Origin of the sequence: Psychrobacter sp. AOP7-B1-24, from assembly GCF_052376215.1 — a bacterium.
GTDB lineage: Bacteria > Pseudomonadota > Gammaproteobacteria > Pseudomonadales > Moraxellaceae > Psychrobacter.
Map to the genome: position 1 here is coordinate 37,112 of NZ_JBQSVL010000011.1, position 15,427 is coordinate 52,538.

The 15,427-nt window shown below is 40.7% G+C and carries 11 protein-coding genes; 2 read left to right on the plus strand and 9 right to left on the minus strand.

The features are described from left to right. Positions 1-301: 301 nt before the first annotated feature. The 3 genes from ACT3QP_RS04125 to surE form a co-directional block, all read right to left on the minus strand. Positions 302-1,606, minus strand: coding sequence for a lytic murein transglycosylase (locus tag ACT3QP_RS04125; protein WP_444524573.1), 1,305 nt, complete (start codon positions 1,604-1,606; stop codon positions 302-304). 93 nt (positions 1,607-1,699) lie between these two features. Next, positions 1,700-2,497 carry a LysM peptidoglycan-binding domain-containing M23 family metallopeptidase gene (locus ACT3QP_RS04130; RefSeq protein WP_444524574.1) on the minus strand — a complete coding sequence of 266 codons (798 nt, stop codon included), beginning with the start codon at positions 2,495-2,497 and terminating at the stop codon, positions 1,700-1,702. 177 nt (positions 2,498-2,674) lie between these two features. Then, positions 2,675-3,496: a 5'/3'-nucleotidase SurE gene (gene surE / locus ACT3QP_RS04135; RefSeq protein WP_444524575.1), complete on the minus strand. Its 822-nt coding sequence runs from the start codon at positions 3,494-3,496 to the stop codon at positions 2,675-2,677. Between the two features lie 614 nt (positions 3,497-4,110). On the opposite strand from surE, the gene ACT3QP_RS04140 reads away from it, so the two are divergent. Then, positions 4,111-4,545, plus strand: a complete 435-nt coding sequence (locus tag ACT3QP_RS04140; protein WP_444524576.1) for an MCR_0457 family protein — start codon at positions 4,111-4,113, stop codon at positions 4,543-4,545. A gap of 680 nt (positions 4,546-5,225) precedes the next feature. Then, complete coding sequence (locus tag ACT3QP_RS04145) at positions 5,226-6,392, plus strand: D-alanyl-D-alanine carboxypeptidase family protein (protein WP_444524577.1); 1,167 nt, start codon at positions 5,226-5,228, stop codon at positions 6,390-6,392. Between the two features lie 210 nt (positions 6,393-6,602). Here the strand turns inward: ACT3QP_RS04145 and ACT3QP_RS04150 are convergent, their stop codons facing one another. The 6 genes from ACT3QP_RS04150 to ispG form a co-directional block, all read right to left on the minus strand. Next, a complete protein-coding gene (locus tag ACT3QP_RS04150) occupies positions 6,603-8,540 on the minus strand; it encodes a sensor histidine kinase (RefSeq protein WP_444524578.1) in 1,938 nt (645 codons plus the stop codon). 183 nt (positions 8,541-8,723) lie between these two features. Then, complete coding sequence (gene der / locus ACT3QP_RS04155) at positions 8,724-10,145, minus strand: ribosome biogenesis GTPase Der (RefSeq protein WP_444524579.1); 1,422 nt, start codon at positions 10,143-10,145, stop codon at positions 8,724-8,726. A 380-nt stretch (positions 10,146-10,525) separates the two neighbouring features. After that, on the minus strand, positions 10,526-11,734 hold the full coding sequence (bamB, locus tag ACT3QP_RS04160; protein WP_444524580.1) for an outer membrane protein assembly factor BamB: 1,209 nt from the start codon (positions 11,732-11,734) through the stop codon (positions 10,526-10,528). Between the two features lie 166 nt (positions 11,735-11,900). Then, complete coding sequence (locus tag ACT3QP_RS04165; protein WP_444524581.1) at positions 11,901-12,707, minus strand: YfgM family protein; 807 nt, start codon at positions 12,705-12,707, stop codon at positions 11,901-11,903. A 61-nt stretch (positions 12,708-12,768) separates the two neighbouring features. Continuing rightward, positions 12,769-14,061: a histidine--tRNA ligase gene (gene hisS, locus ACT3QP_RS04170; RefSeq protein ID WP_444524582.1), complete on the minus strand. Its 1,293-nt coding sequence runs from the start codon at positions 14,059-14,061 to the stop codon at positions 12,769-12,771. Positions 14,062-14,193: 132 nt separating this feature from the next. Continuing rightward, the gene (ispG, locus tag ACT3QP_RS04175; RefSeq protein ID WP_444524583.1) at positions 14,194-15,309 is read right to left on the minus strand and encodes a flavodoxin-dependent (E)-4-hydroxy-3-methylbut-2-enyl-diphosphate synthase; all 1,116 of its coding nucleotides are present in this window, start codon (positions 15,307-15,309) and stop codon (positions 14,194-14,196) included. Positions 15,310-15,427 lie beyond the last annotated feature (118 nt).

The window sequence follows — 15,427 nt, forward strand, 5'->3', positions numbered from 1 at the left end:
AACTAATCTAGAGTTTATCATTCATAATACAATTTTTCTTGTACCAATATCATTTCTTCATATTTAACATCGTTAGTGCGTGCACTATTTAGTGCTTGACTTCCACCCTTCCTATATCAAAATTGCTTATATCACAGATATCACAATAAATAGTGGTGACTAGCACACATAGGTTAACGCAAAAAAGCACCTTTTAAAGGTGCTTTTTTGTTGTACTGACCTTCATATTAATAAAGGTATGCATATCAACTAAGGCATGGCTTTAACAGTGGCTATGAAAAATAAAAGCCAACAACCTCTTTCACCATGATGCCAACGACGACGCACTGCGCTGAGTAATAAAACCATCTGGCGTCTGGCCATTATCTGCTTGCCAGCGTTGGAATGCCATACGCGTATTGGTTCCAACAATACCGTCAGTGCCTTTTGTATCGTAACCTGCATTGGTCAGGCGCTGCTGTAAGTTGTGTACTTGATTAGTCGATAGCGGACGCTCATAGCGTGGCCATGACTTTTGTAGACCACCCTGCCCAGCAAGCGCTTTACCTAGTAAGCTCACACCTAAGGCATAACTTGATGAGTTGTTATAAACCTTAATCACATCAAAATTTGGGCTTAGCAATAACACTGGACCGTCTTTGCCAGCTGGTAGCCATAGTTCCATCTGTGTATTGGCATCTAACGATACATCCGCTATCGTGTCGACACCCATTGCTGCCCATGTAGCAGCAGACTGTTTGCTGCCGACCACTGAATAGTCAAATGAAGACGGAACGGTTGCTTCGTAAAACGGTGCTAAACCACGAACCCAACCTGAGTTACTGAGATAATTGGCAGTAGACGCTAGTGCATCGCTGGTTGACCATGGATTGCGATGACCGTTGCCATCACCATCGACGCCATGCTTAAGCCAAGTGGCTGGAATAAACTGCGTCTGTCCCATGCCACCAGCCCAAGAGCCGTCAAGCTGTGACCATGAGACATCACCGCGCTGTAATAGCGTCGCTAGTGACAATAACTGAGTTTCCGCAAACTCTTGACGACGACCATCATAAGCGAGACTGGCCAGCGAGCTTGGCAAACTACTACTGCCAGTCACCGCGCCAAATGAAGACTCCATACCCCAAATAGCAGCGATAATTTCGGCATTGACACCATACTGTGATTCTAATTGCGATAAATAGCCACGTTGCTCAGCAAACTTACGCTTACCAACACTCACACGTCCACTAGATACTGCAGAATCAACATAGTCCCATGGCATTTTAGAAAACTCTGGCTGTCCAGAATCTAGCGAAATAACTTGCTGATTTAAGTACGCCAAGTCAAGCAAACGGCGAACGGTTGAGGCATCATTGCCAGATGCAATCGCCCGCATAGAAAAATCCGACTTCCAATCAGAAAAACTGTTATAACTTGGCTTAGCAACTGGTTGAGGCTTAACTACCGGCTGCGGTGTTGGTTTAACTTGCACAGTTTCGGTTTGGGTACTTTCAACATTACCTTGACGCACAGGTTTGCTCGTTTTTTGTATCGCTTGCTGACTGACACATCCAGCTACAACCAAAGCTGGAAAAAGGGCTATATACTTTCTTTTTAACATCATAGAAGCTCTCAGGTATGAATAAGTACAACGACTCAAATAATACAACGTTATAACAGTCATTTTACTGAAGCAATGAAAAATATTGCTTCAAATTTAACGTCCTAATACCGCACGTGGATCTACAGGATTGCCATTTAAACGCACTTGAAACTCCAAACCTGCTTGGTTAGTGTTTCCACTACTTCCCATATTTGCAATACGTTGACCCCGTTGTACTGCATCACCTTCTTTGACAAGCAGTTCACTATTATGTGCATAGGCAGTGATATAGTCATCGCTATGACGAATCATAATAAGATTGCCGTATTCTGTGAGACCATTACCTGAGTAAAGTACGGTTCCAGACTGACTGGCAAGCACTGGATCTCCAACATTACCAGCAAACCACATACCCATCGTACCAGCATTTGCATCAAAATTACGAGTCACTTGATTGCTACTCGGATATTCATAACCTGAGGTTGCGTTGGCTGTCACTGCATAGACAGGACTTTGTGAGTTATTATTCGTTGGCGTACTGGTTGTAGAAGGTGTATAGGTTGTTGTTTGTGGCGTTGTAGACGTATTATTAGTCACAGTCTCCGATGTACCCTCCCATAGTTTCAACCATTGACCACTATAAATAGTGTATTTGCTGTCTAAATTATTGAGGGCACCAATTTGGCGATAACTAATGCGATAGCGTTCAGCAAGTTGACTGACGGTATCACCGCGCTGAACACGATGATAGTTTGGAACGCCTTGGGCATTGGTAACAATCTGAGGTCCCGCTTGATTGACTGTTTGATAGGTGGGCTTGGTTGCACAGCCTACCATTGTTAAGGCTGCTACGGTCACAGTACCAACCAATGCCGTTTTTACAAAGCGCGATCCAGCAATAAGCTTCTTCATACAAGATTTCCTATTCTTTACGTTACTCACAAACTTCTTGTGTGACTCACAAGCATTTTGCTAACTTTCGTACCACTTAAATGTTTGATAACCACCATCATTGATAATTTGATAGCACTCACCTTCGTTTAGCTTTGATAACTTACCCTATTACCTATTACCATTCATATAGCCAGCTTATAAAACGAGCGCAGAGAGCTTATCCAACGAAGCGACTGGTGTATGATGGAGTCGCACTGGCGATAAACTAATATAACCTGCTGTCACCGCTTGGTCATCCGTCAGTTTTACTACAGATAACGGAACGTCTCGTGACTGGTGTTCTGTCTTTGTTTCTAACAATTTATGTTTTGATTTACGTAACGAAAGCCAATAAGCATCTCGCCCACGTGGGTCCACTATATGTTGTACAGGATGGGCAACCTGACGATGCCCCAATGATGTTATTTTCCGACCTTTGATCTCATCGGCTTTATCAACATCAGGAATATTAACGTTTAATACATGATAGGGCAAATTTTTGCAGATATCTAATATTGAGGTTTCTTTCAACAATTTTACTATCTCATTTGCTGCTATCTGATAATGGCCAACGTGCTCCTCACCTTTAGACCCAGCACCTACTAGCGAAGTCGCAATCGCTGGTATACCCGAAAGCTGTGCCGTCAAGGCAGCACCAAAAGTTCCAGAAAACATGACATCCTGCCCTAAATTGGCACCTGAATTAATGCCAGTAATCACACAATCAAAATGTGTATCCTGATAAAGCTCGTGCAATGCTAAATAAATACAATCAGCAGGTGAGCCATTCACCGCTATAAAACCAGAAGGCAATTGATGCGTATGCAATGGCGTTGTGACGCTCAATGCACTAGAAAAACCGCTTTGCTCACTGTTTGGCGCTACTACCACTACTTCACCAATAGTAGACAATGCTTGATATAGTGCCAATAGTCCTAGAGCATAAACCCCATCATCATTACTTATTAAAAATTTCATTACGACTCAATATACTTATAAATGACTGGCTGTCCACTTATGAACTTTTGCCGTATTAAAGTTGCTATAATCACACCTAGCAATGGTAGACTCATACTATTCAATCCTACTTTCATCGCTATACCTTATTGATTCATACACACTATTAATCAATAAAAAATGGCATAACCCTCTAAGGCATGCCCCGATATTAAGAGCGAAGCTCAAGGTACTATTATAGCCATAATAAAATAGCATAGTATGAATATCACAAGGTGATGACACAATCATAATTATATAAGATTATACCTTAATAGTACGCTAGCACGAACCCAACCTTTGCTCAGGAGTTATCTATGTTTTATTGTACTAGGAAATATACTAATAATGCTGCCTGCATGCTCATCGAGCCAATAAAAGCACAAATCTTCACGTTACAATAGGCAACAACCAACAACAATATAAACTTATATTTTTATGCTGACGTAACTTACAAGTATATGCTACTAGTATGTTGCTAAGAAATGACTTTGGCTCACAAGATATCTACACATAAATCAATATTTTATGTGACTTTTGTTTTTTTAGCTATTAACATATGACCATTAAATAAAGATAAGCGAGTGTAATGCTGAATGAAAAATCAATCGATATTATCTATAACTTCTGTCATAGCGAAAACCGCATCAAAAATTGGGCTCGCAGGACTGATAACGTCTGTTGCTCTGCTATCTCAAGCATCTTTTGCGGCGAATGACTCCGATACCACCATACCTTTAGATATGGCTGGCATCAACATAACCAAGCATGAGATTGCGGTTATGCAAGTACTATCTGAGATATGCCCACCAATGCTTAGTGGCAATCAAAAACAGCGCTTTTACCAATCTTATAACGTGCAGCTGCACGAGCTGATGCCATCCTTAGAAGATCCAAAAGCAGCGATCCAATATCTATCAACCCAACAGGATTATCGCCAAATATTGCAAAGTATCCGTAGTTGGACGATGGGTTTCTCGAAACAAGAAAACAAAGCACTATGCGAAGACTTGGCAAATGCCGAATATTAGTTATGCTATGAAATACTGGCAACTCTATGACCTATAACAATACTATGAACAGTAATGCAGTATGGATAATACCATTGACCATTAACGACAACAAAACAGTGACATTATCGACCTTAACATACTGAGTTATTGCCAATAAAATACAAGGCTATAAGAGAAATAAGCTTGCTGTATTTCCGCTTGCAGAGGACAAGTGGTACAGCAGTTTTTTTGTGGCGTGATCTTAGGGCGTGTCCTCATTTTAAAAATGGTGATAAAAATGAGATAAACTGCAGTCAAACAAGGAAAATAGCGCAGATAATATCGAGATATTAATCAGCTATTTGACGCCGTTTGGCAAGATTTAGCCTTTTTTAACCCATTTAGATGACTATCGATTGAATTGAGGACACGCCCTAGTAGCATTGTATTGATGATGATTTAAAAAACGCTAAGCTTCTTTATAAGTACGACTCTTTCTTTATATTCATCGTCTATTTTTTGCATTTATCGATTCCCCATCGGTTGTCATTTTGCTAAGATAAGGCGTTAATTTTATGTCTGTCGCTCAGCCGTCATTGCTCTTATTAATACGTTCTTTAAACAAGATTTTTGATGAGTGCTGTTTAAAGAACGTACAAGGTCTAGTACGAGATACAAGCGATAGATACATTTGGTTTCATGATGCGGTGTAACGATATATGACAGTAAAGCGTGTAAAAAATCAGCTTGTACAGCTGGTTGTTGGTGTAAGTATTTCAATGAGTGCAATGGTGGCAAATGCAGCTATTCAACCTCCTGAGATGGATAATACCGCCTATGTATTGATGGACTATAATACTGGTGAAATCTTGGCACAGAAGAATGCCAATGAGGCATTGCCGCCAGCATCACTAACGAAAATGATGACCAGTTACATCATTGAACAACGCTTAGAGTCAGGTGATCTCAAAGAAGATGAACAAGTGTTAATGAGTCCAAATGCTTGGTGCCGTGGTAGTAGCAGCCAATCTTGTATGTATGTACCAGTGAATAAAACAGCCAGTGTGATCGATATGCTGCGCGGTATTATCATTCAATCAGGTAATGATGCCTCAAAAGCTATGGCCGAGTACATTGCTGGTAGCGAAGACTCATTTGCTATTTTGATGAATGAGCAAGCAGAAAAAATTGGCATGGAAAACACTCATTTTGTCAACTCTACTGGTATGCCTGACGAAGGTCATGAAGCCTCTGCTTTAGATCTGGCTAAACTGGCACGTGCAATTATTAAAAATAGTGGTGACTACTACAGCATTTATGCAGAAAAAGAGTTTACCTATAACGGTATCACTCAAGGTAATCGTAACGCTCTACTTGCAACCGACCCGACTGTCGATGGCTTAAAAACGGGTCATACCAATGCTGCAGGCTATTGCTTAGTTGCTTCAAGTAATCGTGAAGATATGCGCCTGATTTCTGTCATCATGGGTACAAAAAGCCAACAAGCTCGCGCGGATCAATCACGCGAGCTACTCAACTGGGGTTTTGGCCACTTCACCACCGTTACGAAAGCACCTGCAGGACAGTTTGTCAGCAAAATTCCAGTTTGGCTTGGTGAAGCAGACGAAATCGAGTTGGCCACTGCTGACAGTTTACAGATTCTAACCAGCAAAACGCAAAAGAATAAGATTACAACGGTGGTTGATATTCCCGAAAGCATCGAAGCACCTATCAAAAAGGGTCAAGAAATTGGCAAAATGATGGCCGTGATTGATGGTAAAGCAGTAGCCTCCGTTCCTGTTGTTGCAACGAGCGATATCGAACAGTCAGGCTTTATGAGCCGTACTTGGCAACGTCTAACACGCTGGATACAAAACCTCTTCTAACGATAAAAACATACATCAGTAACTTATCGAATAACAATATCATTCAATAAAAAAGACGCCTAATATTAAGGCGTCTTTTTTTATGTCTATAATAATACATTCATTAAATAGGGCTTCTTCTTATCTTGAAAATCATGATAGAAATAAGATAAATTAGCACCAAACAAAGTAGCACAGTTGATAGTACTAATCATATTTTAGAATTTACCGTTATTTCCATACCAACCAACGTTGTAGCAAATCACTTAAATCCTTATCTTTATAAATAGCACTACAACAATAATCAATACCAGCGACTTTTAGTCCATGTTCAAAACTGTCTAAATATTGCACTTGATGCGGTGAATACCAATACACTAATAACGCACGATGGTCATCTTCAGCTTTACGAATACGACTGGCTAAGGATTCAGCTTTTCTTGGAAAAATATCTTCCGCAAACATCACCATATCTACTTTATTTTCCTTCATCTCATCTATCACTAACTGTTCATGCTGACAATAAATAACAGCTGCCCCTAGATTCTCAAGCTCAGCTCCTAAAAAACCAACTTCATCATAGTAGTAATAGATAAAAGTCAATCCAGCCAATAAATTCTGCTGCCGAGAATGTTGAATGGTAGGCATCGCTATCGTGATTATAAACTGCGTACCTACTCCTAGCGTGCTATCAACTTCTATAGTGGCACCCATGATCTGAATCATTTGCTTGACGATTGGCAGACCAATACCTGAACCTTCATATTGCCGAGTTTTTGATGAATCCACTTGGAAAAATGGATTAAAAATATCATCGATATGATGACTATCGATACCAATACCGGTATCTTTCACACTGATCTTCCAACGATTACTTTTATCAAAATGCGTCAATTGCGATGTAATAATCACTTGCCCAACCGGTGTAAATTTAATCGCATTACTAAGTAATATCGATAATATCTGTTGTATTTTTTCTGCATCACCTTTCAGGATATAGTCTATATGATGAACACGACTGACCAACTCTAGACCTTTTTTCTGGGCAATAGGTTCAAACTCGACTAAAATATCTGCAATCAATTGTAATGGGTTAAATTCACTATAATTAATATGTATCTGACCTTTTTGTATCTGGTTGAGCTGAATGATGTGATCAAGCGATGACACCAATTTTTCGCTACCACTACTGATAATTTCAACTGCATCTTTTTGTTCTCTATTGAGAGCATCATGATCTAATAACTGCAAACCACCTACAATCGCATTTAAGGAGGTTTTTAGCTCATGGGTTATCATGCTTTGAAAATTATGCAACTGCACATCAAGAGAAATATCTTTGGTATGTAATTTCTGCTCAAATGCGACAACCGCTTCGTAATCTTGCTTAACTTTTTGCAAACGATTAAACAAAACTATAAAAGTCTGCTTAATCAGCATAAGATCCTGAAAGTTAAAATGCTGTGAAATAACGGGTAATTGATCAATATCTGGGTTTTCTAAAACAACTTCACATACTTCAGTAAGAGATTCAATATCTCTTACTGGCCATTTAAGCTTCCGCAGAATATACAACACCCAAAGTACTGCTATGATGGTAATAATCAACCATCCCAACAGATTGGTACGATACCAATATTCTCGCAGTACCTGCACGTCTAAAGTAATATTAATATAACCAACCAATACGCTATCTGTTGTGGCTTGATTAACCTCTGATGCCTCGTTTATGCGCTCTGATAAAGTCTGTGACGCATAAGGATTGGAATTTAACTTATTAGAGTTACTATTAATATCTATATAATTACTGGTTACCGGGTAGTTAAAACTGACGGTATCTGCAAATAAGATATTTTTCCAATCAGCTGCTGATTGATTTATATTATCAATAGGCTGCGGTGTTGAATAAAATAAAATACTTTGAATACTAGGCTCATTCTCTAACAAGAATTTTACTTGCTCAGCCACGATATCAGCACTATCAGCCGTAGATGCACTGGTCGTCAATAACGTAGCGATTTGGTCAATGTGCTGATGCTTTTGTTTGTAGTTAGATAATAAACCATAAATAAAAGACAAAAAGAAGCCTATCAACACAGCCAAAATAATGGCTTGCGCGACAGAACGCCAGATAAGCGTGGAGATGGTTTGAGGTAGACGGTTGTTCATATCACTCAACTGAGTCAAGACAACTTTAATTTATACTACAGGTATTTAGAGAACATGATAAGTAATATATTTAGATATTTTTATCTAAATAATTATAACAACTAAACAAAAAAATGGCGTCAAGCTGACTTCATCGCATTGTATAACACGATAAAGTCAATAATGATGTCACTGTATTGGTGATTAACGAGATTTCTTATCTTTAGTCGTGAATTTTTTTGCCCGATTGCGCTCACGTTGACGTAATTGCTGTGTTTTCGCCTTGGTTGGCGTGTCGCTCTTGTTCGCATATGGATTGTCGTTTTGTTTCAATATGACATTAAGCGGTGTGCCTTCAAGCTTAAATACCTGACGGAACTGATTTTCAAGATAACGCTGATAGCTTTTAGGCAATGCACTGGTTTGGTTCCCATGAATTACAATCACGGGTGGATTGTGACCACCAATATGCGCAAAACGTAATTTGATACGGCGACCAGCCACAGTTGGTGGCGGGTTGGCAGTCACTGCATCTTGTAAGATTTGAGTCAAACGATTGGTTGATACTTCAAACATAGAAGATTTATAAGCACGTAAGATAGATGGATATAAATTACCCACGCCCGTACCATGTAACGCTGATATCAAATGTACTTTTACGTAAGGAATAAAATTGAAGCGGCGATCCATTTCAATTTTAATATAATCTCTTTGATCCTGTGTCAGACCATCCCATTTGTTAATCGCTACGACCAAGGCACGACCTGCATCCAGTGCATAGCCAATCATGTGCAAGTCTTGATCGACAATTCCTTCATGAGCATCGATCACAATGACCGTGACATTAGAGTCTTCGATGGCTTGCAAGGTTTTGATGACAGAAAATTTTTCTACTTTTTCATCAATTTTACCACGGCGGCGTACACCGGCTGTATCAATTAACACATAATCCTTACCTTCACGCTTATAAGGAATATAAATACTGTCACGCGTGGTACCAGGCATGTCAAATACCACCACACGATCTTCACCCAATAAGCGGTTTACCAGTGTTGATTTTCCAACGTTTGGACGACCGATAATGGCAAGTTTTAGACCTTTCGGCTCGACGAGAGTGTCTTGCTCAGGCATATCAGCTGTTAGTATTTCGAGTAAATTACCAACACCGCGGCCATGACTGGCAGCCATTGGATACGGCTCGCCCAATCCTAATGCATAGAACTCGGCAGGCGCAGCATCATGGACACCGTCGACCTTGTTAGCGACGACATAGACTGGTTTGCCAAGTGTGTGCAAAAACTTACCAATCTCAGCGTCGGCACCAATCATACCAGCACGAGCATCAACCACAAATACAATAATATCGGCTTCATGAATAGCAGTATGCGACTGTTCAGACATGTAATCATCAATATTACCACTGCCATCATCTGCTTCACCGATACCACCAGTATCTACGACGATAAATGATTTATCTTCGTAGGTTGCATCACCGTATTGACGGTCACGAGTCAGTCCTGACAAATCAGCAACCAATGCCTGGCGACTTTTTGTGAACTGATTAAATAAGGTGGATTTACCGACGTTTGGACGACCAATTAAGGCGACCACAGGCTTGATACTCATGGGTTACTCTCAGTGAAAGGCAAAATGACGGACAGTGCAGTTATTCTGACAACCAATAACACAACAGTGATAGCAAACATGCCACACTCGACCGTAAATTAAAATAAATAATAAAATGATAGCAAAAATAATAATCGACTATTTTACGATTAGTAAATGCTATATAAGATGACTAATATTATATAGACAGTATATATGGATAACGCTTATAGCGCATCGGTCGCATAGAGTACGCGAAAGCCTGTATTTAAACAAGCAATTTACACAAGACATTAAACGCTGACTAAGCAGCGTTTGTATTTAAAAAATTACGATAAGTTCAGTAGCACAATAATAGTATTAAAACATACTATTTAATTAAGTATTGAGTAATCAATGTCTTAGCGGGCTAACTGCCAAATAGCGACTTGTCCTGACGTACTTTGAGTCATGAGACGACTACCTTGTACTTGCAAACTACTTAAAGCACCTTTGGTTTCTACACGGCTAACGATCTTACCACTAGCAGGGTCAAATAAGTGTACTACACCATCTAAATCACCCACGGCAATATAATTGCCAATCATCACAGGGTTTGTCAAATGGCGATATGCCAACTCATCACTCTCCCACAGCATAGCACCACTGCTACGATCATAAGCGGCAACCTTACCATCTAAACCAGTCGCAATGACTTGTTGGCTATTTACGGCAAGTGCTTTTAGGCTAGCAATCTCATTGACGAATAGCACTTGGCCCGATGCCAAATCAACACCAAGTAACTGACCACTATAACTAATAGCGAACATCTGATTTTGATCGACAATAGGCTTACCATCAACGTCGCTCATACGCTCAATTTCACTGCTGCCAGAACCAACACCAACACGTCTTGACCACTGTGGCAAACCACTATCTGTCGTCACCGCATGCAAGCGCCCATCGGCAGTAGCTAATAAGGCAGTATTACTATCTAATAATGTTGGCGCAGCACTACCACGAACACTAATAGCAGGTACTTGTGTGGCAAACTGCCAAATAGACTGTCCTGTCTGTAAGGATAAGCCATGCAAAAAGCCATTGTTCGCCGACAAAATTACACGATTATTGGTAATAAGCGCTGGCGTCAATACCGATCCTGATAACGGTTGCTGCCAGCGTTTTTCGCCAGTCGTGCTATCAAATGCCATTACTAGACCACTACGAGTGCTAATAATTGCTGTTTGGCTCAAAGCATCTAGAGCAACACCACCAGTTATTTGCTCATCAACATTGACTGACCATAAACGCTCGCCTGTGCCGTTAAAACCTGTTAATTCACCGCCACGTGACGCAGTAACGATTTGGCCATTGGCATAACCAACCCGTAAATCTAATGGATCTTTCTTACTGGCTTTTTTATTACCAACATCCGTACTAAAAATGGGTTGTAGCACACTGATAGGCTCAGCAATCTGCACTAACTCTACAGGATCATTGACAATGGGTTTGATACCACGATTACACCCAATCACCGCAGTGCTCATTACTGCCAGTACTGCCACATGCATAACCGTCGTTTTGAGGGTTTTGGCTGTTGAGGTTTTGCTAGAGCGAATAGATTGAGTCATTATAATTTCTCACTACAAATAAATTATTATTAATTAAGATCTGTGGATTTATGGTGCCATCTAGCATATAAAACAGTTTAAGATGCTGATTATCAATTTAGCGATTATTCAGTGCTAAATAGCATGCAAATGCCATTATTAGTGAATAGCACTCATAACAATACAACTATTGAGTAACCTCGCTAACAGGAACTTCTGCCACTTCGACAGACTCTTGTGCTACTACAGGCTGCGCAGAAGTGCTAGGCTCTTGGATAAGACTGGCTTGATCATCGATAGGTTCAGGTACTATGCCTAAACTCTCCATCTTTAACGCCAATACTGCACGCGTTTCCTGACGGCTTCGTAACAGCTCCCAAGCATTATTGTACGATTTGACCGCTGATTCTTTATTATCTTTAACCAAATAAATATCACCTAGCAACTCTTGCTGACTGGCTTCAAAAGAGCTTGGCATATCATTTTTAGCTTCTGCTAGCGCCGCCTCAGTATCACCTGCTGCCAACAAAGTTTTAGCATAACGTAAACGAGTAATAGCTTTTAGACCAGCATCGCCCAAATCGATTGCAAGTGCTTTCTTGAACGTCTCAGTAGCAGCAGTAAAATCATCGTTATCAACTTGCTGGCGTGCTTTTATCATTAATGCTTGCCATGCATAGACTGATTCACCGTGTGTGCTTACCAACGTATCAATCTCATTGTTCAGTTGTGTACGGCTCTGCTCAAGCGCTTCTTGTGCTTCTGCTTCTAAATCTGGGTTTTGCGAGGACAGCTTGACTTCTTCATTCAACAGCTGAATATCTGCATAACGATCCGCTGCCACAGTATCTACCCGCGCATGATTGTCCTGCCAATAGGTCCAACCAAAATAAGCGGCCAGTGCCAATAAAATTGCAGTAATAATATAGCTGCCATATTGCTTTAACGCTTGCATTGAGTTGTCTGCATTCGGCGAATTGGATGTTGGAGCCATATATATTTACCTAATAAAATTTATATTAAATTACTGATACAAGAGTCAAGAAAGCCAAACGCTATGATTTACGAGAAAAATTGTCTCTACTCAACAACCAATCTGCCGCAACCGTCTGCTGCTCGCCTGTCTGCATGTCTTTAACACTAATAGTATTATCATCCAACTCTTGCTGAGCAATAATAACCGTCAATGCAGCACCTGACTTATCCGCCTTCTTCATTTGTGCTTTTAAGCTTGTTGCACTTGCCATCTTGATGCGTACATCTGGACGACTATAACGTAGGTCTTGTGCATAGCTAATACCAGCACTATATACCTCTGGATGCGCCACAACAAAGACGTCACAAGCAGGTACGTCAGTAATCGGAGCAACCACCTCCATCAGTAACAATAAACGCTCAAGCCCCATTGCAAAACCAACCGCAGGCTCAGATTTTGCTGGCTTACTACCATCGGTACCCGCAGATTTCAATTGTCCAATCAAACCATCATAACGACCACCAGCACAAACTGTCGCTTGGCTACCTAGCTTATCCGTTACCCATTCAAAGACTGTTTTATTATAATAATCAAGCCCACGCACCAGATGAGGATTTATCTCAAAATTGATGCCAAGTGCCGTTAAGTATGCTTGAACTTGTTCAAAGTGCGCCTTACTCTCTGCACCCAAAAAATCAGCCAGCTTTGGGGCGTCTGCTAACAATGCTTGCGTACTCGCCTCTTTGCTATCTAGGATACGTAATGGATTGGTTGTCAAACGGCGCTTGCTGTCTTCATCGAGCAAATCTTTTTTATCCGTTAGATAAGCGACTAATGCTTCGCGATAAGCATAACGCTCATCTATTTCTCCTAGGCTATTAAGCTGCAAGTGCATTTCATCTTTTAGACCCAGTTCCTGCCACATTAAGTGAGTCATCGCAATCAGTTCAGCATCAGCATCTGGTAACGCGCTACCAAAACTTTCGACACCCACCTGATGAAACTGACGATAACGGCCTTTTTGTGGACGTTCGTAGCGAAACATTGGACCGATATACCATAATTTGGGGGTATCACCGCGCAACAAATTATGTTCGATGACAGCACGTACTGCGCCTGCTGTACCTTCGGGACGCAAAGTCAAAGGCGTAGGTGGCTCAGACTTATCAGCGAAGCTATACATCTCTTTTTCGACAATATCTGTTGCGCCACCGATTGCACGGGCAAACAAGTCGGTTTGCTCAACGATAGGCAAACGAATATGCTCATAACCATATCTGCCTAAAACATTGGCCAATATCGACTCTAAGTACAGCCATTTTGCAGACTGGTCAGGCAAAATATCATTAAACCCTTTAATAGCTTTAATCATGGTAAGGTCGTATCCTTAAAATTTTTAACAGATATTTCTATTCTTTTTTATCGTCAATAGCGTATTTTTTCATCAGTCATCTATTATTATAAACTGAGATGGCAGTACTAAATACGTCAACGTATTGGTATCTTATTTTACCCGAATAATTTCATTTTCACGCTTTTTAGCCAAATCTTCTGCATGGGCACGCACCATACCTTCTATCTCGTCGACTAGGTTTTCAGTGTTAATTAGGTGGCTTTTGTCACCCATACGATATACTAACGACTTTGGTGCAGCTCCAACGATACCAATATCCGCTTCTTTCGCTTCACCGGGTCCATTCACTTTACAGCCAATCACAGACAGATTCATTGGTTCGCGAATGTCTTCTAATCGCGACTCTAAAGCAGTCATTACTTTAATTACATCAAATTCTTGACGTGAGCAACTTGGACAAGCGATAAAGTTGACACCGTTAGAGCGAATATTTAGTGATTTTAAGATATCGAAACCAATTTTAATTTCTTCTTCAGGCTCTGCTGCCAAGGAGATACGCAGGGTATCACCAATACCATCTAACAGCAGACCACCTAATGCAATGGCTGACTTCACTGCACCTGTACGATAAACACCCGCTTCGGTAACACCTAAATGTAGTGGGTTGTCAATTTGGGCTGATATCAAGCGATAAGCATCCAATGTCAAAAAGACATTACTGGCTTTGACAGAAACTTTATACTGATCAAAGTTAAGTCGCTCTAAGATATCAATGTGGCGCATCGCTGACTCTAGCATCGCTTCGCCAGTTGGCTCAGTATATTTGCGTTGAATATCTTTCTCTAAAGAGCCTGCGTTGACACCAATGCGAATAGGAATATTATAATGTTTGGCACACGCGACGACTTCACGCACTTTAGCATCATTACCGATATTACCAGGATTAATACGCAAACAGTCCGCACCCGCTTCAGCAACAGCGAGCGCGATTTTGTGATCAAAATGTACATCGGCTATTAAAGGTACACTCACCAACTTACGAATTTCACCAAAAGCTTTGACAGTATCCATCGTTGGCGTTGACACCCGCATGAGATCAGCACCCGCTTCAACACAGCGCTCGATTTGGGCAACAGTAGCTGCCACATCACAGGTATCAGTATTTGTCATACTCTGCACACTAATCGGCGCATCACCACCAATCGCGACATCACCGACATATATTTTTTTGGTAAGGCGACGGTTAATAGGCGCTGACGTTGACATAGACAAACCCTTCCATTAGAACGAAAAAAAAGCGGAGAAGATACTTACTTATTAATAACGACAAACACCCATTAGCTTAAAATCATAGCTGTTCATCACTTTAAAAATTGACTTTGCA

Excerpts from the sequence above, each read along its gene's own strand:
- ACT3QP_RS04125 (WP_444524573.1), bottom strand. The coding sequence starts at position 1,606 with ATGATGTTAAAAAGAAAGTATATAGCCCTTTTTCCAGCTTTGGTTGTA.
- ACT3QP_RS04130 (WP_444524574.1), bottom strand. The coding sequence starts at position 2,497 with ATGAAGAAGCTTATTGCTGGATCGCGCTTTGTAAAAACGGCATTGGTT.
- surE (WP_444524575.1), bottom strand. The coding sequence starts at position 3,496 with ATGAAATTTTTAATAAGTAATGATGATGGGGTTTATGCTCTAGGACTA.
- ACT3QP_RS04140 (WP_444524576.1), top strand. The coding sequence starts at position 4,111 with ATGAAAAATCAATCGATATTATCTATAACTTCTGTCATAGCGAAAACC.
- ACT3QP_RS04145 (WP_444524577.1), top strand. The coding sequence starts at position 5,226 with ATGACAGTAAAGCGTGTAAAAAATCAGCTTGTACAGCTGGTTGTTGGT.
- ACT3QP_RS04150 (WP_444524578.1), bottom strand. The coding sequence starts at position 8,540 with ATGAACAACCGTCTACCTCAAACCATCTCCACGCTTATCTGGCGTTCT.
- der (WP_444524579.1), bottom strand. The coding sequence starts at position 10,145 with ATGAGTATCAAGCCTGTGGTCGCCTTAATTGGTCGTCCAAACGTCGGT.
- bamB (WP_444524580.1), bottom strand. The coding sequence starts at position 11,734 with ATGACTCAATCTATTCGCTCTAGCAAAACCTCAACAGCCAAAACCCTC.
- ACT3QP_RS04165 (WP_444524581.1), bottom strand. The coding sequence starts at position 12,707 with ATGGCTCCAACATCCAATTCGCCGAATGCAGACAACTCAATGCAAGCG.
- hisS (WP_444524582.1), bottom strand. The coding sequence starts at position 14,061 with ATGATTAAAGCTATTAAAGGGTTTAATGATATTTTGCCTGACCAGTCT.
- ispG (WP_444524583.1), bottom strand. The coding sequence starts at position 15,309 with ATGTCAACGTCAGCGCCTATTAACCGTCGCCTTACCAAAAAAATATAT.